This window comes from Azospira sp. MPR-LB4, from assembly GCF_058809525.1.
Window position 1 is genome coordinate 3,129,714 of sequence record NZ_CM179521.1, and the last position, 26,029, is coordinate 3,155,742.

Annotated in this window: 18 protein-coding genes; 10 read left to right on the top strand and 8 right to left on the bottom strand. The window is 67.6% G+C overall.

Annotated features, from left to right (window positions below; translation table 11 throughout):
* Nucleotides 1-43 precede the first annotated feature (43 nt).
* From lpdA to AC3QLZ_RS14740, 4 genes are all read right to left on the bottom strand, one after another.
* Nucleotides 44-1,789 (bottom strand): dihydrolipoyl dehydrogenase, encoded by a 1,746-nt coding sequence (gene lpdA, locus AC3QLZ_RS14725; RefSeq protein WP_014236664.1) that lies wholly within the window; start codon nucleotides 1,787-1,789, stop codon nucleotides 44-46.
* 12 nt (nucleotides 1,790-1,801) lie between these two features.
* Nucleotides 1,802-3,469 (bottom strand): dihydrolipoyllysine-residue acetyltransferase, encoded by a 1,668-nt coding sequence (gene aceF / locus AC3QLZ_RS14730; protein WP_014236665.1) that lies wholly within the window; start codon nucleotides 3,467-3,469, stop codon nucleotides 1,802-1,804.
* Between the two features lie 20 nt (nucleotides 3,470-3,489).
* Entirely contained in the window at nucleotides 3,490-6,162 is a 2,673-nt protein-coding gene (gene aceE / locus AC3QLZ_RS14735) for a pyruvate dehydrogenase (acetyl-transferring), homodimeric type (protein ID WP_014236666.1), read from the bottom strand.
* A gap of 214 nt (nucleotides 6,163-6,376) precedes the next feature.
* Nucleotides 6,377-7,585 carry an ABC transporter substrate-binding protein gene (locus tag AC3QLZ_RS14740; protein WP_014236667.1) on the bottom strand — a complete coding sequence of 403 codons (1,209 nt, stop codon included), beginning with the start codon at nucleotides 7,583-7,585 and terminating at the stop codon, nucleotides 6,377-6,379.
* 186 nt (nucleotides 7,586-7,771) lie between these two features.
* On the opposite strand from AC3QLZ_RS14740, the gene AC3QLZ_RS14745 reads away from it, so the two are divergent.
* The 5 genes from AC3QLZ_RS14745 (at nucleotide 7,772) to AC3QLZ_RS14765 (ending at nucleotide 14,193) form a co-directional block, all read left to right on the top strand.
* On the top strand, nucleotides 7,772-10,477 hold the full coding sequence (locus AC3QLZ_RS14745; RefSeq protein ID WP_014236668.1) for a PAS domain-containing sensor histidine kinase: 2,706 nt from the start codon (nucleotides 7,772-7,774) through the stop codon (nucleotides 10,475-10,477).
* Nucleotides 10,478-10,481: 4 nt separating this feature from the next.
* Complete coding sequence (locus tag AC3QLZ_RS14750; protein ID WP_014236669.1) at nucleotides 10,482-11,132, top strand: response regulator transcription factor; 651 nt, start codon at nucleotides 10,482-10,484, stop codon at nucleotides 11,130-11,132.
* A gap of 186 nt (nucleotides 11,133-11,318) precedes the next feature.
* Complete coding sequence (locus tag AC3QLZ_RS14755; RefSeq protein ID WP_014236670.1) at nucleotides 11,319-12,047, top strand: (Fe-S)-binding protein; 729 nt, start codon at nucleotides 11,319-11,321, stop codon at nucleotides 12,045-12,047.
* Nucleotides 12,048-12,112: 65 nt separating this feature from the next.
* On the top strand, nucleotides 12,113-13,525 hold the full coding sequence (locus AC3QLZ_RS14760) for a LutB/LldF family L-lactate oxidation iron-sulfur protein (RefSeq protein WP_014236671.1): 1,413 nt from the start codon (nucleotides 12,113-12,115) through the stop codon (nucleotides 13,523-13,525).
* 14 nt (nucleotides 13,526-13,539) lie between these two features.
* Nucleotides 13,540-14,193 (top strand): LutC/YkgG family protein, encoded by a 654-nt coding sequence (locus AC3QLZ_RS14765; protein ID WP_014236672.1) that lies wholly within the window; start codon nucleotides 13,540-13,542, stop codon nucleotides 14,191-14,193.
* Between the two features lie 122 nt (nucleotides 14,194-14,315).
* On the opposite strand, the gene pdxA is transcribed toward AC3QLZ_RS14765, so the two are convergent.
* The 3 genes from pdxA to AC3QLZ_RS14780 all read right to left on the bottom strand — a co-directional run bounded on the left by pdxA (nucleotide 14,316) and on the right by AC3QLZ_RS14780 (nucleotide 20,013).
* Nucleotides 14,316-15,338, bottom strand: a complete 1,023-nt coding sequence (pdxA, locus tag AC3QLZ_RS14770) for a 4-hydroxythreonine-4-phosphate dehydrogenase PdxA (RefSeq protein ID WP_014236673.1) — start codon at nucleotides 15,336-15,338, stop codon at nucleotides 14,316-14,318.
* 65 nt (nucleotides 15,339-15,403) lie between these two features.
* Nucleotides 15,404-16,717: a peptidylprolyl isomerase gene (locus AC3QLZ_RS14775; protein ID WP_014236674.1), complete on the bottom strand. Its 1,314-nt coding sequence runs from the start codon at nucleotides 16,715-16,717 to the stop codon at nucleotides 15,404-15,406.
* On the bottom strand, nucleotides 16,717-20,013 hold the full coding sequence (locus AC3QLZ_RS14780) for an LPS-assembly protein LptD (RefSeq protein WP_014236675.1): 3,297 nt from the start codon (nucleotides 20,011-20,013) through the stop codon (nucleotides 16,717-16,719). The genes AC3QLZ_RS14775 and AC3QLZ_RS14780 overlap by 1 nt, the downstream gene beginning before the upstream one ends.
* Before the next feature lie 112 nt (nucleotides 20,014-20,125).
* Here AC3QLZ_RS14780 and AC3QLZ_RS14785 point away from each other — a divergent pair, with 112 nt between their 5' ends.
* Nucleotides 20,126-21,127: an aminoglycoside phosphotransferase family protein gene (locus tag AC3QLZ_RS14785; RefSeq protein ID WP_014236676.1), complete on the top strand. Its 1,002-nt coding sequence runs from the start codon at nucleotides 20,126-20,128 to the stop codon at nucleotides 21,125-21,127.
* Nucleotides 21,127-21,810 (top strand): N-acetylmuramate alpha-1-phosphate uridylyltransferase MurU, encoded by a 684-nt coding sequence (gene murU, locus AC3QLZ_RS14790; protein ID WP_014236677.1) that lies wholly within the window; start codon nucleotides 21,127-21,129, stop codon nucleotides 21,808-21,810. Before AC3QLZ_RS14785 ends, murU begins: the two co-directional genes overlap by 1 nt.
* A 13-nt stretch (nucleotides 21,811-21,823) precedes the next feature.
* On the opposite strand, the gene AC3QLZ_RS14795 is transcribed toward murU, so the two are convergent.
* On the bottom strand, nucleotides 21,824-22,096 hold the full coding sequence (locus tag AC3QLZ_RS14795; protein WP_014236678.1) for a hypothetical protein: 273 nt from the start codon (nucleotides 22,094-22,096) through the stop codon (nucleotides 21,824-21,826).
* A 111-nt stretch (nucleotides 22,097-22,207) separates the two neighbouring features.
* Here AC3QLZ_RS14795 and pepP point away from each other — a divergent pair, with 111 nt between their 5' ends.
* From pepP to dusB, 3 genes are all read left to right on the top strand, one after another.
* Nucleotides 22,208-23,509 carry a Xaa-Pro aminopeptidase gene (pepP, locus tag AC3QLZ_RS14800; RefSeq protein WP_014236679.1) on the top strand — a complete coding sequence of 434 codons (1,302 nt, stop codon included), beginning with the start codon at nucleotides 22,208-22,210 and terminating at the stop codon, nucleotides 23,507-23,509.
* Nucleotides 23,506-24,660 (top strand): FAD-dependent monooxygenase, encoded by a 1,155-nt coding sequence (locus AC3QLZ_RS14805; RefSeq protein WP_014236680.1) that lies wholly within the window; start codon nucleotides 23,506-23,508, stop codon nucleotides 24,658-24,660. The genes pepP and AC3QLZ_RS14805 overlap by 4 nt, the downstream gene beginning before the upstream one ends.
* A gap of 333 nt (nucleotides 24,661-24,993) precedes the next feature.
* Nucleotides 24,994-26,025, top strand: coding sequence for a tRNA dihydrouridine synthase DusB (gene dusB / locus AC3QLZ_RS14810; protein WP_014236681.1), 1,032 nt, complete (start codon nucleotides 24,994-24,996; stop codon nucleotides 26,023-26,025).
* Nucleotides 26,026-26,029: the final 4 nt, after the last annotated feature.

Here is a 26,029-nt window from a genome sequence, read left to right on the forward strand (position 1 = left end):
GGCGGCCTTGCGGGGTGGTGCTTGCCGGCAGGTGGCGGCCGGCTTATTTCTTTTTCATCGGCGGCAGGTCGGTGCAGCTGCCGTGGGCCACTTCCGCCGCCATGCCGATGGATTCGCAGAGGGTCGGATGGGGGTGGATGGTCTTGCCGATATCCACCGCATCGCAGCCCATTTCCACGGCCAGGCAGACTTCGCCGATGAGGTCGCCGGCGTTCATGCCGACGATGCCGCCGCCCAGCAGGCGATGGCTTTCGGCGTCGAACAAGAGCTTGGTGAAGCCTTCCTCGGCGCCGTTGGCGATGGCCCGGCCGCTGGCTGCCCAGGGGAACACGGCTTTTTCAAACTTTATGCCATCGTTCTTGAGCTGGTCTTCGGTCTTGCCGGCCCAGGCGATTTCCGGATGGGTGTAGGCCACGCTGGGAATCTGCAGGGCGTCGAAGGCAGCCTTCTCGCCGGCGGCGACCTCGGCGGCGACGTGGGCTTCATGCACCGCCTTGTGGGCCAGCATGGGTTGGCCGACGATGTCGCCGATGGCGAAGATGTGGGGCACGTTGGTGCGCATCTGGGCATCCACATTGATGAAGCCCCGGTCGGTGACGGCGACGCCGGCCTTGTCGGCGGCGATCTTCTTGCCGTTGGGAGTACGGCCGACCGCCACCAGCACCAGGTCGAAGGCTTCCTTCTCGCCGGTGGAGTAGGTGACCTCGATACCTTCGGCCTTGGCCTCGGCGGCGGTGACGCCGGTGGCCAGCAGGATGCGGTCGAAGCGCTGGGTGTTCTTCTTCTCCCAGACCTTGACCAGATCCCGGTCGGCGCCGGGCATCAGGCCCGGGCCCAGTTCCACCACGGTGATACGGGTGCCCAGGGCGCTGTACACCGTGGCCATTTCCAGGCCGATGATGCCGCCGCCGATGACCAGCATCTTCTTCGGCACCGAGCGCAGTTCCAGGGCGCCGGTGGAGTCGATGACCCGGGGATCGTCCTTGGGCATGAAGGGCAGGGCCACGGGCTGGGAGCCGGCGGCGATGATGGCGTTCTTGAACTTCACCACCTGCTTCTTGCCGTCGGCCGCTGTGACTTCGATGTGGTGCGGGTCGATGAACTGGCCCACGCCCTGCACGTGCTGCACCTTGCGGCCCTTGGCCATGCCGGCGAGACCGCCGGTGAGCTTGCCCACCACCTTTTCCTTGTGGGCGCGCAGCTTGTCCACATCCACCTGGGGGGCGGCGAAGGTGACGCCGCAGTCGGCCAGGTGCTGGGCTTCTTCCAGTACCGCGGCTACATGCAGCAGGGCCTTGGAGGGAATGCAGCCGACGTTGAGGCAGACGCCGCCCAGGGTCGGGTAGCGTTCCACCAGCACGGTCTTGAGACCCAGGTCGGCGGAGCGGAAGGCGGCGGAGTAGCCGCCGGGGCCGGCGCCCAGCACCAGCATGTCGCATTCGACGTCGGCACCGCCGCCGTGGCTTCCAGCCACGGGGGGCGGAGCTGCTGCAGGAGCGGGCGCTGCCGCCGGGGCGGCGGGTTGGGGCGCCGGGGCTGCAGCAGCCGCGCCGGCTTCCACCACCACGATCACCGTGCCTTCGGCCACCTTGTCGCCCAGCTTGACCTTGATTTCCTTGACCACGCCGGCAGCCGACGAGGGCACGTCCATGGTGGCCTTGTCGGACTCCAGGGAGACCAGGGGGTCTTCCACCTTCACCGTGTCGCCGACCTTCACGAACACTTCAATGACGGGCACGTCCTTGAAGTCGCCGATATCCGGGACTTTCACTTCAACCAGTTGGCTCATGTTCTCTCTCCCTTACAGCATGACCCGGCGGAAATCCGCCAGCAGCTTGGCCAGTTCGGCGTTGAAGCGGGTCGCCAGGGCGCCGTCGATGACGCGGTGGTCGGCGGAGAGGGACAAGGGCACGATCAGGCGCGGCACGAATTCCTTGCCGTTCCACACCGGCTTCATGCTGGACTTGGAAACGCCCAGGATGGCCACTTCCGGCGCATTGACGATGGGGCTGAAAGCCGTGCCGCCGATGCCGCCGACGGAAGAAATGGTGAAGGTGGCGCCCTGCATGTCGGCGGGCTTCAGCTTGCCGTCCCGGGCCAGCTTGGCCAGTTCGCCGGTTTCCTTGGCGATCTCCAGCACGCCCTTCTTGTCGGCGTCCTTCAGTACCGGCACCACCAGGCCGTTGGGCGTGTCGGCGGCGAAACCGATGTGGTAGTACTTCTTGTACACCAGGTTGTCGCCATCCAGGGAGGTGTTCAGTTCGGGGAACTGCTGCAGCACCTTGACGCAGGCCTTGATGATGAACGCCAGCATGGTCAGCTTCTGGCCGCTCTTTTCGTTTTCCTTGTTCAACTGCACCCGGAAGGCTTCCAGGTCGGTGATGTCCGCGTCCTCGTGGTAGGTCACGGCGGGGATCATCACCCAGTTGCGCGCCAGGTTGGCGCCGGAAATCTTCTTGATGCGGGAGAGAGGCTTGGCTTCGATGGGGCCGAACTTGGCGAAGTCCACCTTGGGCCAGGGCAGCAGGTCCAGGGAGCCGCCGCCGGTGATGCCGCCGCCGCCCACCTGGGTGGGGGCCACGGTCTGGCCGGACATGACGCCCTTGATGTAGGCCTTCACGTCTTCGGCCTGGATGCGGCTCTTGGGGCCGGTGGCAGTGACCTTGGAGAGATCCACGCCCAGTTCCCGGGCAAAGGCGCGCACCGAGGGGGAGGCGTGCACCTTGCCGCCCAGGGCCAGGCCGTAGGGCGCGGCAGCGGGGGCCGGGGTGAAGGGCTTGGTGGGCGCGGGGCCGTCCAGTTCCGGCGGGATGACCGCGGGGGCGGCCGGTGCCGGTGCGGCAGCCGCAGGGGCTGCAGCCACGGCGGCCACGGCACCGGCGGCGCCTTCCAGCACCACCACCACACTGCCTTCGGAAACCTTGTCGCCGACCTTGACGCGCACTTCCTTGACCACGCCGGCGGCGGAAGAGGGTACGTCCATGGTGGCCTTGTCGGACTCCAGGGAGCACAGGGCATCTTCCTGTTTTACCGTGTCGCCGACCTTGACGAACACTTCGATGACCGGCACGTCCTTGAAGTCGCCGATATCCGGCACCTTCACTTCCACCGGGCCGGAGGCGGCCGGGGCCGGCGCGGCGGCAACAGGCGCAGGGGCCGCAGGGGCTGCAGCCACTGGAGCCGGCGCAGCGGCCTGGGGCGCGGGGGCCGCCGCAGCGGCGCCGCTTGCGGCACTTTCCAGGATCACCACCACGCTGCCTTCGGCAACCTTGTCGCCGACCTTGATCTTCACTTCCTTGACCACGCCGGCGGCGGAGGAGGGCACGTCCATGGTGGCCTTGTCGGACTCCAGGGAGCACAGGGGGTCTTCCACCTTCACGGTGTCGCCCGGCTTGACGAAAATTTCGATGACCGGCACATCCTTGAAATCGCCGATGTCCGGGACCTTCACTTCAATGGTTTGGCTCATTGTTCTTCTCCGTCAGGCGATTAGCAGGTCTGGGGATTCAGCTTTTCGGGGTCCAGGCCGTACTTGACCAGGGCCGCAGCCACCTTCTCGCGCTCGATCTGGCCATCGTCGGCCAGGGCCTTGAGGGAGGCCAGGACCACCCAGTGGCGATCCACCTCGAAGAAGTGGCGCAGCTTTTCCCGGGTGTCGGAGCGGCCGAAGCCGTCGGTGCCCAGGGTGACGTAGCGGCGGTTGATGAAGGGACGGATCTGCTCGGAGTAGAGACGCACATAGTCGGTGGAGGCAATGACCGGACCGCGGGTGTCGTCCAGGCATTCTTCCACGTGGCTCTTCTTCGGCTTTTCCAGGGGGTGCAGCAGGTTCCAGCGGGCCGTGTCCTGGCCGTTTCGGGCCAGTTCGTTGAAGCTGGGGCAGGACCACAGGTCGGCTTCCACGCCCCAGTCGTTCTTTAGCAGCTCGGCGGCGGCCATCACCTCGCGGAAGATGGTGCCGGAGCCCAGCAGCTGCACGCGGGGAGCGTCGGAAGCGGCGCCCTTCTTGAACTGGTACATGCCCTTGACGATGTTGGCTTCGGCACCGGCCGGCATTTCGGGGTGCTCGTAGTTCTCGTTCATCACCGTCAGGTAGTAATAGACGTCCTCCTGCTCCTTGAACATGCGGCGCAGGCCGTCCTGCATGATCACGGCCACTTCGTAGGCGAAGGTGGGGTCGTAGGAGACGCAGTTGGGGATCAGGCCGGAGAGGATCAGGGAATGTCCGTCCTCGTGCTGCAGGCCTTCGCCGTTCAGGGTGGTGCGGCCGGCGGTGCCGCCCACCAGGAAGCCCCGGGCGCGCTGGTCGCCGGCAGCCCAGCAGAGATCCATGGTGCGCTGCAGGCCGAACATGGAATAACAGATGTAGAACGGCACCATCTGCACGCCGTGGGTGCTGTAGGCGGTGGCGGCGGCGATCCAGTCGGCCATGGCGCCGGCCTCGTTGATGCCTTCCTGCAGGATCTGACCGTCCTGGGATTCCTTGTAGAACATCAGCTGGTCGTGGTCCTGGGGCACGTACTTCTGGCCTTCCTGGTTCCAGATGCCGACCTGGCGGAACATGCCTTCCATGCCGAAGGTGCGGGATTCGTCCGGCACGATGGGCACGATGTGGCGGCCGATGTTCTTGTCCTTGAGCAGGGTGGACAGGACCCGCACGATGGCCATGGTGGTGGAGATTTCCCGACCTTCGCCGGTGGCCTTGAGCAGACCCTCGAAGGCGGAGAGTTCGGGCACCGCCAGGGGGGCGGCCTTTTCGCGACGCTGGGGCAGATACCCGCCCAGAGCCAGGCGGCGTTCCCGCATGTAGGTCAGTTCGGGGGAGCCTTCCTCGAACTTCAGGTAGGGCACCTCGTCGATCTTGTCGTCCGGCACCGGCAGGTTGAAGCGGTCGCGCATGCGACGCAGGGCCTCGTGGCCCATCTTCTTGGTCTGGTGGGTGGTGTTCTGGGCCTCGCCGGCCTCGCCCATGCCGAAGCCCTTGATGGTCTTGGCCAGGATCAGGGTGGGCTTGCCCTTGTGTTCGGTGGCGGCCTTGAAGGCGGTGAAGATCTTGAACATGTCGTGGCCGCCACGGTTCAGGGCCCACACTTCGTCGTCGGTCCAGTCGGCCACCAGTTCCTTCAGTTCCGGCGTGTTGAAGAAGTACTCGCGCACGTAGGCGCCGTCCTTGGCCTTGAAGGTCTGGTACTCGCCGTCCACGCATTCCATCATGCGCTTCTTCAGGATGCCCTTCTTGTCGCGGGCGAAGAGGGCGTCCCAGTGGGTGCCCCAGATCAGCTTGATGACGTTCCAGCCGGCGCCGCGGAAGTCGCCTTCCAGTTCCTGGATGATCTTGCCGTTGCCGCGCACCGGGCCGTCCAGGCGCTGCAGGTTGCAGTTGATGACGAAAATCAGGTTGTCCAGCTTTTCCCGGGCGGCCATGCCGATGGCGCCGAGGGATTCCACCTCGTCCACCTCGCCGTCGCCGAGGAAGGCCCACACCTTGCGGCCTTCGGTCTGCACCAGGTTGCGGCACTGCAGGTACTTCATGAAGCGGGCCTGGTAGATGGCCTGCAGGGGGCCCAGGCCCATGGAGACGGTGGGGAACTGCCAGAAATCCGGCATCAGCCAGGGGTGGGGGTAGGAGGAGATGCCCTTGCCGTCCACTTCCTGGCGGAAGTTGTCCATCTGGTCTTCGGTCAGGCGGCCGAGCATGAAGGCGCGGGCGTAGACGCCGGGCACGGAGTGGCCCTGGAAGAAGATCAGGTCGCCGCCGTGGTTGTCGGAGGCGGCGTTCCAGAACCAGTTGAAGCCCACGTCGTAGAGCACGGCGGAGGAAGCGAAGGAGGCGATGTGGCCGCCTACGTTGGTGTGCTTGTTGGCCCGTACCACCATGGCCATGGCGTTCCAGCGGATGTAGGAGCGGATGCGCTCTTCCAGGTCCGGGTTGCCCGGGTAGTTGGGCTGCTTCTCGGCGGGGATGGTGTTGATGTATTCGGTGGTGGCGCTGTAGGGAATGTCCACGCCTTCCTCACGGGCCTGTCCGATGAGCTTCTCGATCAGGTAGTGGGCCCGGTCCGGGCCTTCCTTCTCGATCACGCCTTCGAGGGCGTCGACCCATTCCTTGGTTTCCTGGGGATCGGCATCAACCGATTGGGGAACTTCGGGCAGTGCTGCCATGGTTTGTCTCCTATTTGGAAGGACGTTTTTTTGTTGCGCACCGGGTGGGGCGGCAACACCTAGCTTAGACCGAAACGATAGCTTCGCCTAGCGAATTTCCACATTGTAAAAACACAGTTCGTATTGTGCAACATTGCACTGCAACATAGAGCAGGACTGGGCCCGGGGGGCCTGGCAGTCTCCTCGGCGGGCCGGTGGCCCCGGTGAGGGCGGCTCAGGGCACGTGGCGCAGGCGTACGCCGTAGGCATGGACCACCCGGCCACCGCGGACCTCGCCCATGACCGGGGTGTCGAGCCGGTCGATGGCCTCGTGGTCGTTGGGGCTGAAGGGGCGCTCGTAGATCTGCACCACCCCTTCCACCTTGTCCCGCAGGTTCTCCAGGGCCGCCTTTAGGCGTGGGCCGTCGGTGCTGCCGGCCTGGCGGATGGCGGCAGCCAGCAGCAGCATGGCGTCGTAGCCCTGGGCCGCGGCCGAAGGCACCGGGATGCGAGGGGCGCCGCTGGCCTTCAGGTAGGCGTCGAGGAACTGGCGTCGCTTCAGGGAGGTGCCCTCGTCGATGAAGGTGAGGGGCATGCGTGCCCCTTCCGCATTGGGGCCGGCGTTGTCGATGAAGGAGGACATGGAAAGGGTCCAGCCGCCGATGAGGGGCGCCTCCCAGTGCAGCTTGGCGCGGCCGTTGGCCAGGGCCGCCAGTTCCGGACCGATGCCGTAGGCCAGGATGGCTTCGGCGCCTGCGTCCCGGGCCCGCTGCAGCTGGCGGGTCAGGTCGATCTCGCCCAGGTTGAAATGCTCGATGCTGACCGGCTTCAGGCCCTTGGCGGTAAGGGCCTTCTCCAGGTCCTCCCGGCCCAGCTGGCCGTAGTTGGTGGTGTCGTGGATGATGGCCAGGCGCTTGAAGCGGCGCCGCTCCACCGCCTCCTCGACGATCATGGCCGCCTGGATGGCGTCGCTGTTGGAGACGCGGAAGACATAGTTCTCGGCGTAGTGGGGCTGCAGGAACTGCTTGGTGATGATGGAGCCGGTGGCCACGGCGGTGAGTACCGGAATGCGGGCATCCTGGAAGTAATGCTGGCTGGCCAGGGCCACCCCGGTATTGACGATGCCCACGGCGGCGGTCACCTTCATCTGTACCAGTTCCTGGGCGATGCGGCTGCCCCGCTGGTTGTTGGCCTCGTCGTCCCGCTCCACCAGTTGCAGGGGGCGCCCCAGGAGGCCGCCGCCGGCGTTGATCTCCGCCGTCGCCAGGCGGATGCCGTCGCGCATGGACAGGCCCATGGGGCTGGAGCCGCCGGTGAAGGGGCCGTACACGCCGATGCGGATCGGCAGGGGCGCCTGGGGGGCGGCCTGGGCCCAGGCGGGGGCCAGCAGCGCGATGGCTGCGGCGAGGAAGAGCGACAGTCGAGAAGGGAGGGCGGGCAGCATGGGTCGAGCCTACGGGATGGGTCGGGAGGGCGCCAATTCGGGTTATCCCGCAAGCCGCTATTATCCCATCGCCGCACCCCTCGCCGGGCCGCCGAGCCACTGCCCATGCGATACTCAGGGTAAACACCAATGGCCCGGCGCTTGTACGGGCAGCGAAGATTGAGACCCGAATTGCCTCCCAGCGCCATGCCGGACCGCGCCGAACCCGCCTCCCTGCCGTATAAAGCCGCCGTTGCCCGGGGCGGGTGGTACTGGCTCGTCCCCTACCTGGCCATCGTCCTCTTCGCCCTCACCATGTTTGCCCTGGTGGGCTACATCGACAAGCGGGATGCGGACGAGCGCCGCGCCATGGTGGAGCGGGACATGCAGTGGGCCGACCAGACCCTGCGCCTGCACCTCACCGCCAACCAGGATTTCCTCGTCCAATTGGGGCGCAACCTGGCCGACGGCGTGCTCGACTACGAGGATTTCCAGATCCGCGCCGCCCAGCACCTGGCCAACAATCCGGAACTGTCGGTGGTGCTGTGGGTGGACCCCAAGGGCAAGGTGCAGTGGGTGGCGCCCTTCGAGGCCACCGAATGGGTGGCCGGGGAAAGCCTGGACCCGACCCAGCAGGACCGCCTGGCCGAAGCCCTGCGTGGCGGCCGGCCCCTCTACGGCAGCACCTACCGCAACCGCCAGGGCGCCGCCTACTTCGATCTGACCATCCCGGTGCAGCGCTGGCGCGAGGACATGGGCGCCATCGTCGGCATCTACAGCACCGACGGCCTGCTGCGCCATCCGGTGCCCACCTGGTTCACCGAAAAATACCGCCTCACCCTGGAAGACGGGGAGGGCAAGGAAGTGGCGGCCAATACGGCGGTGCGCCCCACCAGCAAGGAACTGGCCTACCGCCTGACCCTGGAGCCCCCGGCCAACGGCCTTTCCCTGCGGGCCATTGCCTACGCCACCGACGACGCCTGGTCCCGCACCCTGCCGCCCCTGGTGATCGGCGCCCTGACCCTGGCCCTGATCTGGAGCCTGGCCCTGCTGCGGCGCGACGTGCAGCGCCGCCTGCAGGCGGAGAAGGAGCGGGACCGGCTGTTCTCCCTGTCCCTCGGCCTGCAGTGCATCGCCACCCTGGAAGGCAAGCTGCGCCGGGTCAATCCGGCTTTCGAGCGGGTCCTGGGCTATCCCCTGGGGGAGCTGCGGGACAGGTCCCTGCTGGACTTCGTGCACCCGGACGACATGGCCCTGGTGGTGGACATGCTGCGCCATCTGGCGGAAGGGGCGGCCCAGGAATTCGAGTGCCGCTTCCACAGCGCCAACGGCCAGGACAAGTGGCTGCTGTGGAGCATCAACCCGGTGCCGGAGGAGAAGCTGCTCTACGCCGTGGCCCACGACATCACCGACCGCAAGACCGCCGAGCAGGCCCTCACCGACGAATACGCCTTCCGCAAGGCCATGGAGGAATCCGTGTCCACCGGCCTGCGGGCCATCGACATGGAAGGCCGCATCATCTACGTGAACCCGGCCTTCTGCCGCATGCTGGGCTGGAGCGAGGCGGAGCTGCTGGGTCTCAAGCCCCCCTTCCCCTACTGGCCGCCGGAACACGCCCGCCAGCTGGCCACCAATATCGAGTTGACCCTGGCCGGTCAGGCCCCCGCCAAGGGCTTCGAGCAGCGGGTGATGCGCAAGAACGGCGAGCGCATGGACGTGCGCTTCTACATTTCCCCCCTGATCGACGCCAACGGCAAGCAGACGGGCTGGATGGGGGCCATGACCGACATCACCGAGCCGAAGCGGGTGCGGGGCGAGCTGGAACGCTCCCAGGAGCGCTTCATGGCGGTGCTGGACGGCCTGGATTCGGCGGTGTACGTGGCCGACGCCAAGAGCGACGAAATCCTCTTCGGCAACCGGGCCTTCAAGAGCATCTTCGGTTTCGACGCCGTCGGCCGCAACTGCTGGGAGGTGACCGAAGCCTGCCGGCCGCCGGTGGGCGCCTTCGACTGCGACCTGCGCCTGCTCTCGCCGGAAGTGCTGCCGCGCCAGCTGTTCGACGGCGAGGTGCAGAACAGCCTCTCCGGCCGCTGGTACCACCTGCACGACCGGGCCATCCGCTGGGTGGACGGCCGGGTGGTGCGGGTGCAGATCGGTACCGACATCACCGAGCGCAAGCAGATCGAGGAAGTGAACCTGCAGCAGCAGAAGCGCCTGGAGCAGACCTCGCGCCTCATCACCATGGGCGAAATGGCCTCCTCCCTGGCCCACGAGCTGAACCAGCCCCTGGCCGCCATCGCCAACTACTGCATGGGCTGCGTCAAGCGCATGAAGGGCGGCGCCGCCAAGCCGGAGGAACTGCTGGGGGCCATGGAAAAGGCCAGCTTCCAGGCGGAGCGGGCGGGCAAGATCATCCGCCGCATGCGGGAGTTCGTGAAAAAAAACGAGCCCAACCGGGGCCAGGTGCTGCTCGGCGACATCGTCGAGGAAGCCCTGGGCTTCGCCGAGATCGAGGCGCGCAAGCTGGGGGTGAACATCTGCGTGGACCTGCCGCCGGAACTGCCGCCCTTGTTTGCCGACCGCATCATGATCGAGCAGGTGCTGCTCAATCTGGTGAAGAACGGCATCGAGGCCATGCGCGACACCCTGCCGGCGGAACGCCGATTGACGGTGTCCGCGACCCTCCCGGACAATCACAGCCTGGAGGTGGCGGTGGCCGACCGGGGCCACGGCCTCGGCAGCACCACCGCCGAGGAACTGTTCGCCCCCTTCTACACCACCAAGCCCGAGGGCATGGGCATGGGCCTGCCCATTTGCCGGTCCATCATCGAGTACCACAAGGGCCGCCTGTGGGCCGACGCCAATCCGGGCGGCGGCACCGTTTTCCGATTCACCCTGCCTTTGGAGGAATGAGGCCATGACGCAACACAACAGCCAGGAGAGCGCTGCCGTCGCCTCAACCCAGTGTGTCTACGTGGTGGACGACGACGAGGCCATGCGCGACTCCATGGTCTGGCTGATCGAGTCCGAAGGCTATCCGGTACGCGCCTTTCCCAGTGCCGAGGATTTTCTCGCCGCCTACACCGACGGCCTGGCCGGCTGCCTGGTGCTGGACGTGCGCATGCCCGGCATGAGCGGCCTGGAGCTGTACGAGCGGCTGGCGGCCCAGCGTTCCACCCTGCCGGTGATTTTCATCACCGGCCACGGCGACGTGCCCATGGCCGTGGCGGCCCTGAAGAAGGGCGCCGCCGACTTCATCGAGAAGCCCTTCAACGATACGGACATGCTGCGCCTGATCCGCCAGTGCATGGACCTGGATACGGAACGCCGCGCCCGCCGGGCCCGGGAAAATTCCGTGGCCAGCCGCCTGGCCCAGCTCACCGCCCGGGAGCGGGAGGTGATGGACCGGGTGGTGGAAGGCAAGCTCAACAAGCAGATCGCCGACGAGCTCAGCATCAGCATGAAGACCGTGGAGGCCCACCGGGCCCGGGTCATGGAAAAGATGGGAGTGCGCTCCCTGGCCGAACTGGTGCAGTGCGCCCTGGAGTCGAGCCAGGCCGAACGCTGACGGGGCATGGCCGGGGAGGCAGGCGGGACGGCCCTGCCGGCGGTGCCTGCCCCGACAGGGCCGTGTTGACTGGGCCCTGGCTTGGGAGTCCAATCGCCCCCTGCCCCGGAAACGGGGATTTCCCCAATTTCATCTTGCGGGCCGGCGCGCTATCGTGGCGCCAACACTGCCCGGGAAAGAACCGTCATGCGCGTTGCCCTCTTCGTCACCTGTCTGGCCGACCTGATGCGGCCCAATGTGGCTTTTGCCGCCCTGAAACTGCTCAAGCTCGCCGGCTGCACCGTCGAAGTCCCCGAGACCCAGACCTGTTGCGGCCAGCCCGCCTACAACTCCGGCGACCGGGCCACTGCCCTGACCCTGGCGCGCAAGGTCATCGACGAGTTTGAAGGCTACGAATACGTGGTGCTGCCCTCCGGCTCCTGCGCCGGCATGATCCGCGCCCACTACGAAGAACTGTGCAAGGACGATCCAGCCCTGCTGGCCCGGGCCAAGAAGCTGGCGGCCTGCACCTATGAACTGACCGACTTCCTGGTGAACGTGGCCAAGCTGGAAAGCGTGCCCGGCGATTTCGCCGGCAGCATCACCTACCACGACTCCTGTTCCGGCCTGCGGGAACTGGGCATCAAGCAGCAGCCCCGCCAGCTCCTGGGCAAGATGGGCCAGGTGGAAATCAAGGAAATGAGCGAGGCCGAGACCTGCTGCGGTTTCGGCGGCACCTTCTCCCTCAAGTTCGGCGACATCTCCACCAAGCTGGCCGACAACAAGTGCGAGAACGCCTGCGCCACCGGGGCCGACGCCATCGTCGGCGGCGACCTGGGCTGCCTGCTCAACATCGAAGGCCGCCTGCGCCGCAAGGGCGACCGCAAGACCCAGGTGCTGCACGTGGCCGAAGTGCTGGCCGGCAAGCTCGACTAAATTCCGTTTCACCCCGGCCCCGGCTGCCGCCGGGCGCCCTTCTTCCGCCTTCATCAGGATCCGCCATGGAAATCCATTCCAACGACTTCAAGGCCCGGGCCCGGGAGGCCCTGGCCAATCCCAACCTGCAGAAGGCCCTCAAGCTGGTGCAGGTGAAGTTCGTCCCCGGCCGGGCCGCTGCTGCCGCCGAGTTCGGCGACTTCGAGACCCTGCGCGACGCCGGCCGCGATATCCGCAACCGGGCCCTGGAGAATCTGGACCTGTGGCTGGAACGCTTCGAGCAGGAGGCCACCCGCCGCGGCGCCCAGGTGCACTGGGCCAGGGACGCAGCCGAGGCCAATGCCATCATCGTCGGCATTGCCCAGGCCAATGGCGTAAAGAAGGTGGTCAAGTCCAAGTCCATGGTGAGCGAGGAGTGCGGCCTCAACGACGCCCTGGAGGCGGCCGGCGTGACGCCCGTCGAGACCGACCTGGGCGAGTACATCCTGCAGATCAACGACCACGAGCCGCCCTCCCACATCGTCGCCCCGGTGATCCACAAGACCCGGGACGAGGTCTCCGACCTGTTCCACGCCAAGCACGGCAAGCCCCGTACCGAGGACATCGGCGCCCTGTGCCGGGAGGCCCGGGAAATCCTGCGGCCCCACTTCCTTTCCGCCGACATGGGCATTTCCGGCGCCAACTTCCTGGTGGCCGAAACCGGCTCCACGGTGATCGTCACCAACGAGGGCAACGGCCGCCTGTGCACCACCGTGCCCCGCATCCACGTGGCCCTCACCGGCATCGAAAAAGTGGTGCCGACCCTGGAGGACCTGTCGGTACTGCTGCGCCTGCTGCCCCGTTCCGCCACCGGCCAGCCCATCACCAACTACGTTTCCATGAATACCGGCGTCGCCGGCAGCGGCGATAGCGACGGCCCGGAGCAGTTCCACATCGTCCTGCTCGACAACGGCCGCTCCCGGGTGCTGGGCTCCGAGCTGAAGGAGATGCTGCGCTGCATCCGCTGCGGCGCCTGCATGAACCACTGCCCGGTGTACCAGGCCGTCGGCGGCCACGCCTACGGCTGGGTCTATCCCGGCCCCATGGGCTCGGTGCTGACCCCCTCCTACGCCGGCATGGAGCACGCCCACGAGCTGCCCCACACCGCCACCGGCTGCGGCCAGTGCAGCGCCGTCTGCCCGGTGCGCATTCCCCTGCCCGAGCTGATGCGCAAGGAGCGGGAAATGCAGGTGGAGGCCGGCCTGCGGCCCTGGCAGGAGCGCCTTTCCCTCAAGCTGTGGGGCTGGAGCGCCAGCCAGTCCTGGCTCTACGGCATCGGCACGGCCATCGCCGCCCGCTTCCTCAAGCGCCTGGGCGGCGCCGACCAGCTGATCCACCGCCTGCCCCTGGGCGGCGGCTGGACCGACGGCCGGGATTTCCCGGCGCCGGCGGGCAAGACCTTCCGCGAGCTCTACCGCGCCCGCAAAAACCTGCACTGATAGGAGCCGCACCGATGAGTTCCCGCGACCTGATTCTCTCCCGCATCCGCGCCTCCATCGGCCGCGGCGCCCCGGCCGACGGTGCCGTGCTGGCGCCCCATCTGGCGGCCCGCACCCGGGGCCCCGCCCCCGGCGGCGCCTGGCGCGACAGCCGGGAAGGCCTGCTGCAGCGCTTCACCGAACGGGCCACGGCCCTTGCCTCCACGGTGGAACGGGTGCCGTCCTGGGCCGAAGTGCCGGCGGCGGCCGCTGCCTATCTTATTGCCCGGGAACTGCCGACCCGGGCCGTGTGCTGGCCCTCCCTGGCCGACCAGGCCTGGGCCGGCGCCGGCCTGCAGGTGGAGGCCCGTCCCTCCCGGGGCGACGATCTGGTGGGCATCACTTCCACCTTCTGCGCCGTGGCCGACACCGGCACCCTGATGCTGCTCTCCGGCGCCGACACCCATGCGGCCACCAGTCTGCTGCCGGAAACCCACATCGCCGTGGTGCCGGTGGAACGGGTGGTGCCCCTCATGGAAGACGGTTTCGCCCTGCTGCGGGCGGAAAAGGGCGAGGCGCCCCGGGCCGTCAATTTCGTCTCCGGCCCCTCCCGCACCGCCGACATCGAGCAGACCGTGACCCTCGGCGCCCACGGGCCTTACCGGGTGCATCTGATCCTGGTGGGCTGAGTTCGCCGCTCCCGTCATCCTGGGGATAAAAAAAAGCCCGGCCGCCTTTTCGGCGCCGGGCTTTTTTGCGTCGGCCGATGTTGGCCCATGTTGGCAGATACGGGCCTCCGATCGGTCGCCGCTCAAGCCGGCCGGGAGCGCCGGGCCATCTCGACGGCCTGCTCCACGGCGGTGAACAGGCTGCCCGGATCGGCCTGGCCGGTGCCGGCCAGATCCAGGGCGGTGCCGTGATCCACCGAGGTGCGGATGATGGGCAGGCCCAGGGTGACGTTGATGCCCTGGCCGAAGGTGGCGAACTTCAGGGGGGCCAGGCCCTGGTCGTGGTACATGGCCAGGACGCAGTCGCCCCGGGCCAGCTGGGGCGGGGTGAACAGGGTGTCGGCGGGCAGGGGGCCGAGCAGTTCCATGCCTTCGCGCCGCAGTTTTTCCAGCACCGGGGTGATGACCTCGATCTCTTCCCGGCCCAGGTAGCCTCCTTCGCCGGCATGGGGGTTGAGGCCGGCCACCAGGATGCGGGGCCGGGCGATGCCGTACTTGCGCGCCATGTCGGCGTGCAGGATGCGCAGCACATCCTCCAGCACCGCCGGGGTGATGGCGGCAGGCACCTCCTTCAGGGGCAGGTGGGTGGTGGCCAGGGCCACCCTCAAGGGGCCGGGCTGGCCCAGGGGGCCGTGGCCGCCAATGGGCGAGGTGCCGGCCAGCATCATCACCACCAGGGGGGTGCCGGTCTTTTCCGCCAGGTACTCGGTGTGGCCGGTGAAGCCGCGGATGCCGGCGTCGTTGATGACGCCCTTGTGCAGGGGCGCGGTGACCATGGCGGCGAACTCACCCTGGAGGCAGCCGGCCAGGGCCCGGTCCAGCAGCTGGAGGACGTAGGGACCGTTGGCGGCATCCAGGCGGCCCGGGGCGGAGGGAGCGGCCAGGGGCAGGTGCAGCACTTCCAGGCTGCCGGCCGGGGCGGGGCGGTCCGGGGCGTAGTCGTGCAGGGGAACGTCCATTCCCAGCTGGGCGGCGCGCTGGTGCAGCAGTTCCTTGTCTGCCAGCACCACCAGACGGGCTTGTGCCGGGTAGCGGGACAGGGCCAGGCACAGTTCGGGACCGATGCCGGCCGGTTCGCCGGAAGTGACGGCTAGGGTGGGGCGCATGGGGCAGACTCCGCTGGACTGAAATGCAAAAGGGGCCCGCAGGCCCCCTGGTGATTGCCGGGTGCTTACTGCTCTTCCCAGCGATACTCCACGTAGGCCCGGTCGCGCAACTGGCGCAGCCAGTCCTGGTAGGCCTCGTCGGACTTGCGTTCGCGCAGGGCGTTGCGGGCGATGGCCCGCTGCCGGTCCTGGGAAACGTCCTGGACGCGGCGCTCCAGCACCTGGATCAGGTGCCAGCCGAACATGGACTGCACCGGCTGGCTGACTTCGCCCACCTTCAGGGCATCCATGGCCCGTTCGAATTCGGGCACGGTGTCGCCGGGATAGAGCCAGTCCAGGTCGCCGCCCTTGGGGGCGGAGCCGTCCTGGGAGTAGAGGCGGGCCAGCTCGGCAAAGTCGCCGCCGTGGTCCAGGCGTTCCTTCACGGCCTGCAGCTTGCGCTTGGCTTCGGCCTCGGACACCACCTCGTTCACCTTGATCAGGATGTGGCGGGCGTGGGTCTGCTGCACGGCGGGAATGGAGGCGCCGCCCTTCTTGGCCACCAGCTTGACGATGTGGAAGCCGTTGGGGCTGCGGATCACGGGGGACAGCTGGCTGGGCTGCATCTTCTGCACGGTCTCGGCGAAGATGTTGGGCATGCGGTCCAGGGGGCGGAAACCCAGGTTGCCGCCCTGCAGGGCGTCGGGGGCGTCGGAGTAGGCGGCGGCCACCTGGGCGAAATCCTCGCCCCGCTTGAGGCGGTCGAGAATCTGCTCGGCCTTGGCCTTTAGCTTCTGCAACTGCTCGGGGCTGGCAGACTCGGGGGAGCGCACCAGGATGTGGGCCACCTGGTATTCCTCGGCACTGCCGCCGGCACTGGCGCCGGCCAGGTAGTTGTCGATTTCGCCTTCGGAGACGAGCAGCTTGGCATCCACTTCCCGCTCCCGCAGGCGGGACACGGTGATTTCCTGGCGGATTTCCTCGCGGAACTTGGCGAAGGCGATGCCGTCCTTTTCCAGGGCCTGGCGGAACTGGGCCAGGGTCATCTTGTTGTTGGCGGCGATGCGGTTGAGGGCCATGTCCAGCTGGGCATCCTCGATGCGGATACCGTTCTCCTTGGCGAACTGGACCTGCACCTTGTCCACCACCATGCGCTCCAGCATCTGCTTCTCCAGCACGTCGGCCGGGGGCAGGGGCGTGCCCTGGCGGCGCAGCTGGCTGACCACGGAGTCGAGGCGCTGGCGCAGTTCGTTGAGGGTGATGACCTCGCTGTTGACCACGGCGATGATGCGGTCCGCCTCCACCGGGTCGGTACGCTGGCCGCGGTAGGTCTGGGCGTTGGCCTGGCAGGCCGCCAGGCAGAGCAGCAGGGAGAGCCAGTATTTCATCATGGTCTGCATTATTCCTCACCTCCGAACACCGGGTCGGCCATGGGCTGGTTGATGCGGCCGTAACCGGGGATGGTCCGGCGCAGCAGGTCCAGCGGATTGGAACCGATGCGGGAGAAGTCGTTGAGTTCGAGCTGCACGAAGAAGGCGGTGGACGACGTATTGGCCGTCAGGGCGTAGCGCTGGATGACCCCGCGCACGACCCAGCAGCCGCCGTTGTATTCCAGGCCGGCAATGTTTTCCACCACCCGCTTTTCCTTCAGGGAGTAGTTGTAGCGGCCCACGCCGTACCAGCCGCGGCCCAGGGGCCATTGGCCGGAAACGTCCAGGTTGCCCAGCACGTCCCGGGTGTAACGGTAGCCGGCGTTGAGCACCTTGCCCAGTTCCGGCTGGTAGCGGCCGGCCACCGTCAGACGGTCGGTACGGGCATCGAAGGGGTTGTATTCGACGGCGCCGTCGAGATAGGTCTTGGGCATGATCTGGCCGGAAACGGCGGCCAGCCAGTTGGTGTTCTTGTGCTGGCGGGGCTTCTCGCCGGGCACGGTGACCATCTGGTCGTCGAAGTAGTAACGCTGGCCCACCAGGGCGCGGAAGTATTCCCGACCGGTATTGGGGCCGATGAAGCGGGTGGTGACGGCAGCGGTGAGCTGGTTGGCGTCGCCAATGCGGTCCTGGCCGACGTAGCGGTTTTCCGAGAAGATCTGGCCGAAATTGAAGTCGGCGATGCCCGTGTCGAAAATCGGAATGTTGCTCTGGTCCTTGTTCGGCACATAGACGTAGTACAGCCGGGGCTCCAGGGTCTGGGTGAAGGCCGTGCCCAGCAGGGTGGTGTCGCGCTCAAAGGTGAGGCCGCTGTCCACGCTGAAGATGGGCAGGCTGCGGCTGATGCGATCCGGTACCGTCGCTGCCTGGCGGGACAGGCTGTAGCTGGTGACGTGCATGCCGACCTTCGGCGTCACATAGAACGCCGGGAAGATCAGGGGCAGGGACACCTGGGGATAGACCACGGTACGGTCGCCTTCGACCTTGGTACGGTGGCTGAAGGAGGTGAACTGGCCCAGCACCGAGACATCGGTGCCGAAGTAGTCCGGACGGCGGGCGCTGACGGTCACCTGGGGCACCGTGTCGTACGGTGCAATGATGGGGTTGGCGGCGTCCGGCTGCAGGGTCTGGTAGCGGTTTACGTTGACCGTGGCCCCCCACCAGGTGGAACCATAGGAGAGCTTGCCCTGGCGGGGCAGCAGGGTCTGGGCACTGACACCGATGCGGCTGGAAAGGTCGGTGTAGAAGTAGTCGTCCGAAACCTTGTTCAGGTTCAGCAGGCCGGTGAAGCCGTTGCCGAAATTGTGGTTGTGCCAGATATTGACGGCGTAGCGGTTGTCCAGGTTACGCACGTTGTCGGTCGGCACATACTCGCCCCGGGCGTAGCCGCTGTAGTCGTAGTTCAGGTAGCGCAACTCGCCGCCCAGCTGCAGGCCCCGCTTGGTCATCACCCGGGGGGCGATGGTGGCGTCCATGTTGGGCGCGATGTTCCAGTAGTAGGGCGTGGTCAGCGTGGCGCCGCTGAGGCTGTTGGTGCCGAAGGTGGGAGCGAGGAAGCCTGACTTGCGCCGGTTGTTGAGGGCGAAGCTCATGCTCGGCATGTAGAAGATGGGCACATCCTTGAAGTACAGGGTGCCGTTCTTGCCTTCGCCTTCCTCGCTGTCGTAATTGAGGTCGAGGGAGTCGGCCTTGGCGTACCAGTCGTTGTTGCCCGGGGCGCAGGTAGTGTAGGTGGCATTGGCCAGGCGAATATGGTTTTCGCCGAGGAATTCCATCTTTTCCGACTGGCCACGACCGGTAGTAAGAGAGGTGCCCATCGCCATGCTGTTTTCCCGCACGCCCCACACCGGCACCTTGCGCTCCTGACGGATGGAGTAGGCGGCCTGGTCGAAGACGCCGGTGCTGTCGGAAAGACGCATCAACAGGCTGGGGCCGGATACCTTGGTGCCTTCCTGTTCATAGACCACGTTGCCGGTGGCCTCCACTTCGTCTTCGTTCTGCCAGTAGACCAGCCGGTCCGAAGTGAGGACGGTGTCGGAGCGGCGCATTTCGGCATCGCCTTCCAGCACGGCTTCCCGGTCGGCGACGCCGTACAGGCGGCGGGCGGTGAGGAAGGTGGGGCGGGCGTCGTCGTTCTTCGGCAGCGGCGTCATGTTGCGCGAACGACGCAGTGCCAGGGCCGGTCCCGGATCCCGCTCGGCGTAGGGCAGGGGGACGGCGTTCTCGGTCTCCTCGCCGCGACGGCGGCGGGGCGGCAGGGCCGGGGCCATGGCTTCGGCTTCGGCCTGGGGGTCGGAGACTGCGTTCACAATCTGGGGCGGCGCCGCCGGCGCCGGCAGGGGGGGCAGGCCCAGCAGGGTCGGATCCACCTTGAGGGGACCGAGGGCCGTGCCACCCGCCGCCTCACCCTTGTGGGCGATGGGTGCGGGCGCTGCTGCCACTGCCACGGTGCGGGCCGGAGCGGGCGTCGCTGCCGGCTCCCGGGCCAGGACTTCCGCCGGGGCCACCAGGGGTGCCCGGACAGCGCGCCGGCCAGGAGCGATGGCACTGGTTGTCGTGGCGCCAGCCGGGCTGGTGGCGGTAGCGGCAGTCGTTGTTGCCGGGGTTGCCGCCGGAGCCGCGCCGGTGCTGGTGATGGGCGTGGCTGCAGGCGCCGCGGGACGGGCCACCTGGGTGGTCGCCGGAGCCGGTGGCAGGCCGAGCAGGGCCGGGTCCACCCGCAGCGGTGCCAGACCGCCGCTGGCCTGGGCGGCCTGGGGAGCCGGACGGGCAGGGGTGGGATAGGTCACGGCCGCCGGGGCGACGGTGGCCGGGCGGGAGGATTCCGCCGCCGGAGTCGTCACGGGCACCACCGGGGCCGGCTGGGTCACGGGCGGGGCGGCGACGATCGGTGCGGCAGGTGCCGCCGCCTTGCGGGCGGGGGCGGCCGGTGCCGGCGCGGGCTGGGGAGCGGGAGCCGCCACGGCTTTGGTGGCCGGTGCCGGCTTGGCGGCTGCCGGCGCGGGGCCGTCGTTGTTCAGTTCCTTGCTCGGGATCGGCTCCGGAGCGGTCACCGGGGTGGCCGTGGCCCGGGGGGCGCTTTCCGCTTCGGCGGGACGGGGGGCAGGCTTGGGTTTGGGTTGGGCCGGCGGCAGGCCGAGCAGGGTCGGATCCACACTCAGCGGCGTCATTCCCTGGGCGAGCGCTTCCTCGGGTAGGGAGCCGAGAACGGCACCGGCAAAGCCGCAGCAGAGAAGGAGCGCCAGAGGGCGACGGGCAAATGGCATGGACAGGGAATTCAGGGAAATCGGTGGGCATGCCGCGGCGAAGCCCCGTGAGGCGTGCAGCGTGGATGCTAAAATCGCCGCATTTTAGCATCTTCGAACGAGGAGAAGCGGCATGCCGCGTACCGCCCAGCTTCAGGCCTGGCTAGAGAGTCAGTTTTCCGGTGCAACCTTCAGCCTGACCCCGGCTTCCGCCGATGCCAGCTTCCGGCGCTATTTCCGCGTCAGCTTTGCCGACGGCAGCCCTTCCCGCATCGTCATGGATGCGCCGCCGAGCCACGAAGACTGCGCCCCCTGGCTGCATGTGGAGCAGCTGCTGCGGGGCGCCGGGGTGCATGTGCCGGAGGTTTTCGCTGCCGACCTGGCCCAGGGTTTCCTGCTCCTTTCCGACCTGGGCAGCACCACCTACCTGTCCGTGCTGGACGGGGAAAATGCCGGGGCCCTCTACGGCGAGGCGGTGGATGCCCTGGTGCGCATCCAGCAGGCCAGCCGGCCCGGGGAACTGCCTCCCTACGATGCGGCCCTGCTGCAGCGGGAGCTGGGCCTGTTCCCCGAATGGTATGTGGGCAAGCACCTGGGCAAGAGCCTCAGCGACAAGCAGCAGCATGTGCTGGACGACGTCTTTGCCAAGCTGCTGGCCAACAACCTGGCCCAGCCCTCGGTGTATGTGCACCGGGATTACCACTCCCGCAACCTCATGGTGACCATTCCCAATCCGGGCATCATCGATTTCCAGGACGCGGTGTACGGCCCCATCACCTACGACCTGGTGTCCCTCTTCCGCGATGCCTACATCCAGTGGGAAGAGGACCAGGAACTGGACTGGGTCATCCGCTACTGGGAAAAGGCGCGCAAGGCCGGCCTGCCGGTCCATGCCAACTTCGATGATTTCTACAAGGACTACGAGTGGATGGGAGCCCAGCGCCAGCTCAAGGTCCTGGGCATTTTCGCCCGCCTCTGCCATCGGGACGGCAAGGACGGCTACCTGAAGGACATGCCCCGGGTCATGTCCTACCTGCGCCGCACCTGCGAGCGCTACGGCGACCTGCGGGCCCTGGCTCGGCTCCTCGACGAGCTGGAGCCCCAGGGCGAAGTCCAGGTGGGCTACACCTTCTGATGCGGGTCATGATCCTGGCGGCGGGGCGTGGCGAACGCATGCGCCCCCTTACCGACACCTGCCCCAAGCCCTTGCTGCCGGTGGGCGGCAAGCCCCTCATCGTCTGGCACCTGGAGCGCCTGGCCGCCGCGGGCTTCCGCGAGGTGGTGATCAACCATGCCCACCTGGGGGCGCAGATCGAGGCCGCCCTCGGCAATGGTTCCGCCTGGGGCCTGCACCTCGCCTATTCGCCCGAGCCGCCGGGGGCCCTGGAAACTGCCGGCGGCATCGTCCAGGCCCTGTCCCTGCTGGGAGATGAGCCTTTCCTGGTGATCAACGGTGACGTTTATTGCGACTGGGATGTGGGCCGGGCGCCGGCATTGGCCCTGGGCGAGGACCAGGCCCATCTGGTGCTGGTGCCCAATCCGCCCCAGCACCCGGAAGGGGATTTTGCGCTGGCGGATGGGCGGGTGACGGATGCCGGCACACCGCGCCATACCTTCGCCGGCATCGGCCTCTATCGCCCCGCCCTCTTTGCCGGACTCGTGGCCGGCCAGCCGGCAAAGCTGGCGCCCCTGCTGCGCCAGGCCATGGCCCGGGGCCAGGTGGGGGGCGAGTTGTACCGGGGGCGCTGGGAGGATGTGGGCACGCCGGCCCGCCTGCAGGCCCTGGATGCGGAACTGGGCGGTGCCGCCCGGGTCTAGCCCGGCGGCGGCCTCAGCGGGCCGTGGCCGGCTGCCGGTCGGCGCTGCGCCGCAGATGGGCGCCGCCGAGGCAGTCGCAGTTGATGATGTGCTGACGCAGGCGGCCCGCCGCCTGGTCCGGGTGTTCGTTGTGGTCGCTGGCGAAATTGCGCAGCAGACGGCGGCATTCCTGGCACTCGTTCTGGTAACGGCCGAAGCGGTCGTTGATGCGGCTCTGGCAATAACTGGGCAGGCGAGCGATGATCTGCTCCCGATGGCTTTCGAGCTGCTTCAAGGTGTTGATCATGTTGATATCCGACGGCGGGGCATGACAAAGACGTGCGCACTATAGCCAAACCCGTCCGCAAAAGCATTACGTCGAACGTCCTAGAAACAAGGTAATACGAGGCTCTCCGCCATGACCCAAGATCCTTTCCGCGCCCGTCGCCAACGCCTGCTGCAGGCCCTCGGCAACGGCGTCGCCGTCGTCCCCACCGCGCCCGAGCGGGTGCGCAACCGGGACACCCACCATCCCTACCGCTTCGATTCCTACTTCTGGTATCTCACCGGTTTTCCCGAGCCCGATGCGGTGCTGGTGCTGGTGGGCGGGGCCGAGCCCCAGTCCCTGCTCTTCTGCCGCGAGAAAAACGAGGAGCGGGAAATCTGGGACGGCTTCCGCTATGGTCCCGAGGCCGCCCGGGAAGCCTTCGGTGTCGACGCCGCCTATCCCATCGGCGAACTGGACGGCCGCCTGGCCGAACTGCTGGCGGACCGGGACTCCCTCTGGCATTCCCTCGGCCATGACAGCGACTGGGATGCCCGCATCGCCGGCGCCCTCAATGCGGTGCGGGCCCAGAGCCGGGCCGGCAAGCGGGCCCCGGCGGAAATCCGCGACCTGCGCGCCGCCCTGGACCGGCAGCGCCTGGTGAAGGACGCCCACGAGCTGGACTGCATGCAGCGCGCCGCCGACATCGCCGCAGCGGGCCATGCCCGGGCCATGGCCCGCTGCCGTCCCGGCCTCGCCGAGTACGAGCTGGAGGCCGAGCTGACCTATGAATTCCGCCGCCGCGGCGCCTCCTCCCACGCCTATCCGCCCATCGTCGCCGGCGGGGCCAATGCCTGCGTCCTGCACTATGTGGAAAACGACAAGCTGCTGGCCGACGGCGCCCTGGTGCTGATCGACGCCGGCTGCGAGGTGGAGGGCTACGCCTCCGACATCACCCGCACCTTCCCCGTCAATGGCCGCTTTTCCGCGGCCCAGCGGGATGTCTACGAAATCGTCCTGGCGGCCCAGGCGGCGGCCATCGACGCCACCCGTCCCGGCGTCGCCTTCATGGCCCCCCACGATGCGGCGGTGCGGGTCCTGACCCGGGGCATGGTGGATCTGGGCCTGCTCAAGGGCGACGTGGACACCCTCGTCGAAGGCAAGGCCTACACCCGTTTCTACATGCACCGCACCGGCCACTGGCTGGGGCTGGACGTGCACGATGCCGGCGAATACAAGGAAGGGGACAACTGGGTGACCCTGCAGCCGGGCATGACCCTCACCGTCGAACCCGGCCTTTACATCCGTCCCGGCGACGACGTGCCGGCCCACCTGCACGGCATCGGCATCCGCATCGAGGACGACGTGGTGGTCACCGCCGACGGCTGCCGCGTCTACACCACGGCGCCCCGCACCGTGGCGGAGATCGAGGCGGTCATGGAGCATCTGTCGTGAGCGCCGCCCCCGATACCGACATCCTGGTTCTGGGCGCCGGCCCGGTGGGCATGACCCTGGCGCTGGCCCTGGCCGCCAGCCGGCACCGGGTGACCCTGGTGGATGCAGCCCCGGCCGACGCCGCAGCCGGCGATCCCCGGGCCCTGGCCCTGTCCCACGGCGCCCGCCAGCTGCTGGAAACCCTGGAGGCCTGGAACGCCCGGGCCGCCACCGCCATCGACCACATCCATATCTCCCAGCGGGACGGCTTCGGCCGCGCCGTCATGACCGCGGCCGACTACCAGCTGCCCTCCCTCGGCTACGTCATGCGCTACGGCGACCTGGCCGCGGCCTTGGCCGAACGGGTGGCCCGGACGCCGGCCATCAGCGTCCTGCGCCAGAGCAGGGCCGTGGATTGGCGTGCCGATGGGGCCGGCGTCGGCGTCACCCTGCAGCAGCAGGGCGAGGTGTTGCGCCTGGGCGCCCGTCTGCTGGTCCATGCCGAAGGCACGCCCTACGACGACCCGGCCGTGTCGGTGCGGGATTACCGCCAGCATGCGGTGCTGGCCGAAGTGCGCACCCGGGAACCCCACGGCTGTCAGGCCTGGGAGCGTTTCACCGCCGACGGTCCCCTGGCCCTGCTGCCCCTGGAGGACGGCTACGCTATCGTCTTCACCGTGCCGCCGGCCAAGGCCGACTGGCTCATGGGCCTGGACGACGAGGCCTTCGTCGCCGCCCTGCAGGCCCAGTTCGGCAACCGCCTCACCTTCACCGGCGCCGGCCCCCGGGCCCGCTTTCCCCTGGCCCTGCGCCTGCGCCAGGAGACCGTGGCCCAGCGGGAAGTGTGGGTCGGCAACACCGCCCAGACCCTGCATCCGGTCTCCGGCCAGGGCTTCAACCTGGGCCTGCGCGATGCCTGGGAACTGGCGTCCCTCCTGGCCCCCAGCCCGGACCCCGGGGCTGCGGCAACGCTCCAGGCCTACGCCCGGGGGCGGCGGACGGACCGGCAGGGCAGCGCCCTGTTCACCGATGGCATCGTGCGTCTCTTCTCCAACGACATTGCTCCCCTGCGCCTGGCCCGGGGCCTGGGCCTGCTGGCCCTGGACCTGTTCCCGCCGGCCCGCCATTTCGTTGCCAAGCGCATGATCTGGGGCGCCCGCGCCTGGCCGTAAAGGGGCATTGACACCGCCAGGGCGGCGTTGCGTCGGCCCTTGTTGGCAGTGAGCCAACGGCGGGCCGGCGCGCCTTGCCCTGACGGCGCCACTGCCCCTTTCCGTGGAATGGAGGCGTGTTTCTGTCTGGCCCGGGCGACTTCCGGCAGCGAAAAAGCCAGTTGCTTACCCAGGTTGGGGTAGTCTTTGCTATCTGTGACTTATTTCACAAATTGGTTTTTCGGGTTCCGCCTGTGCCCCGCAAAGCCGCGCCCCGTCTGGTGACTATTTTTTAGGCAGCGCTTGGGGTAGAATCCGCCCCCTTCCTCACCCCTTTCTTGCCCGGCAATACCTATGGAATTTTGCGGTTTTACCTTGCGCAACAATCTGTTCGTCGCTCCCATGGCGGGGGTCACGGACCGGCCGTTCCGGCAATTGTGCAAGACCCTGGGCGCGGGCCTGGCGGTGTCCGAGATGGTCACCTCCAATTCCCTGCTCTACGGCAGCAAGAAAACCCAGCGCCGGGCCAACCACGAAGGGGAAGTGGCGCCCATTTCCGTGCAGATCGCCGGCGCCGATCCGGCCATGATGGCTGAGGCGGCCAAGTACAACGTGGACAACGGCGCCCAGATCATCGACATCAACATGGGCTGCCCTGCCAAGAAAGTGTGCAACGTCATGGCCGGCTCGGCCCTGATGCAGGACGAGGTGCTGGTGGGCCGCATCCTGGAGGCCGTGGTCGGCGCCGTGCCCGATACCCCGGTGACCCTCAAGTTCCGCACCGGCTGGAACCGCCTTAACAAGAACGCCCCCACCATTGCCCGCATCGCCGAGGCATCCGGCATCCGCGCCGTGGCCATCCATGGCCGCACCCGGGCCGACCAGTACACCGGCGAGGCCGAATACGAAACCATCGCCCTGGTGAAAAGCCAGATCGGCATTCCGGTGATCGCCAACGGCGACATCACCACCCCGGAAAAGGCCAGGCATGTGCTGGAAGTGACCGGCGCCGACGGCGTCATGATCGGTCGCGCCGCCCAGGGCCGGCCCTGGATTTTCCGCGAGATCGAACACTTCCTGAAGACCGGCGAGCACCTGCCCCCGCCCCGGGTGGAGGAAATCCACCGCATCCTGCAGGAGCACCTGCAGGACCTCTATGCCTTCTACGGCATCGAGACCGGGGTGAAGATCGCCCGCAAGCACATCTCCTGGTACACCAAGGGCCTGGTGGGTTCCGCCGCCTTCCGCAAGACCATGAACCAGCTCATGGAACTGGATGCCCAGCAGGCCGCCGTCAACGAATTCTTTGCCAGCCTGGCCCAGGCCGGCGAACACCTGAAGTACGAAGCACCACAACAAGAGCAGGATCACGATCTGGCCGCCTGAGCGG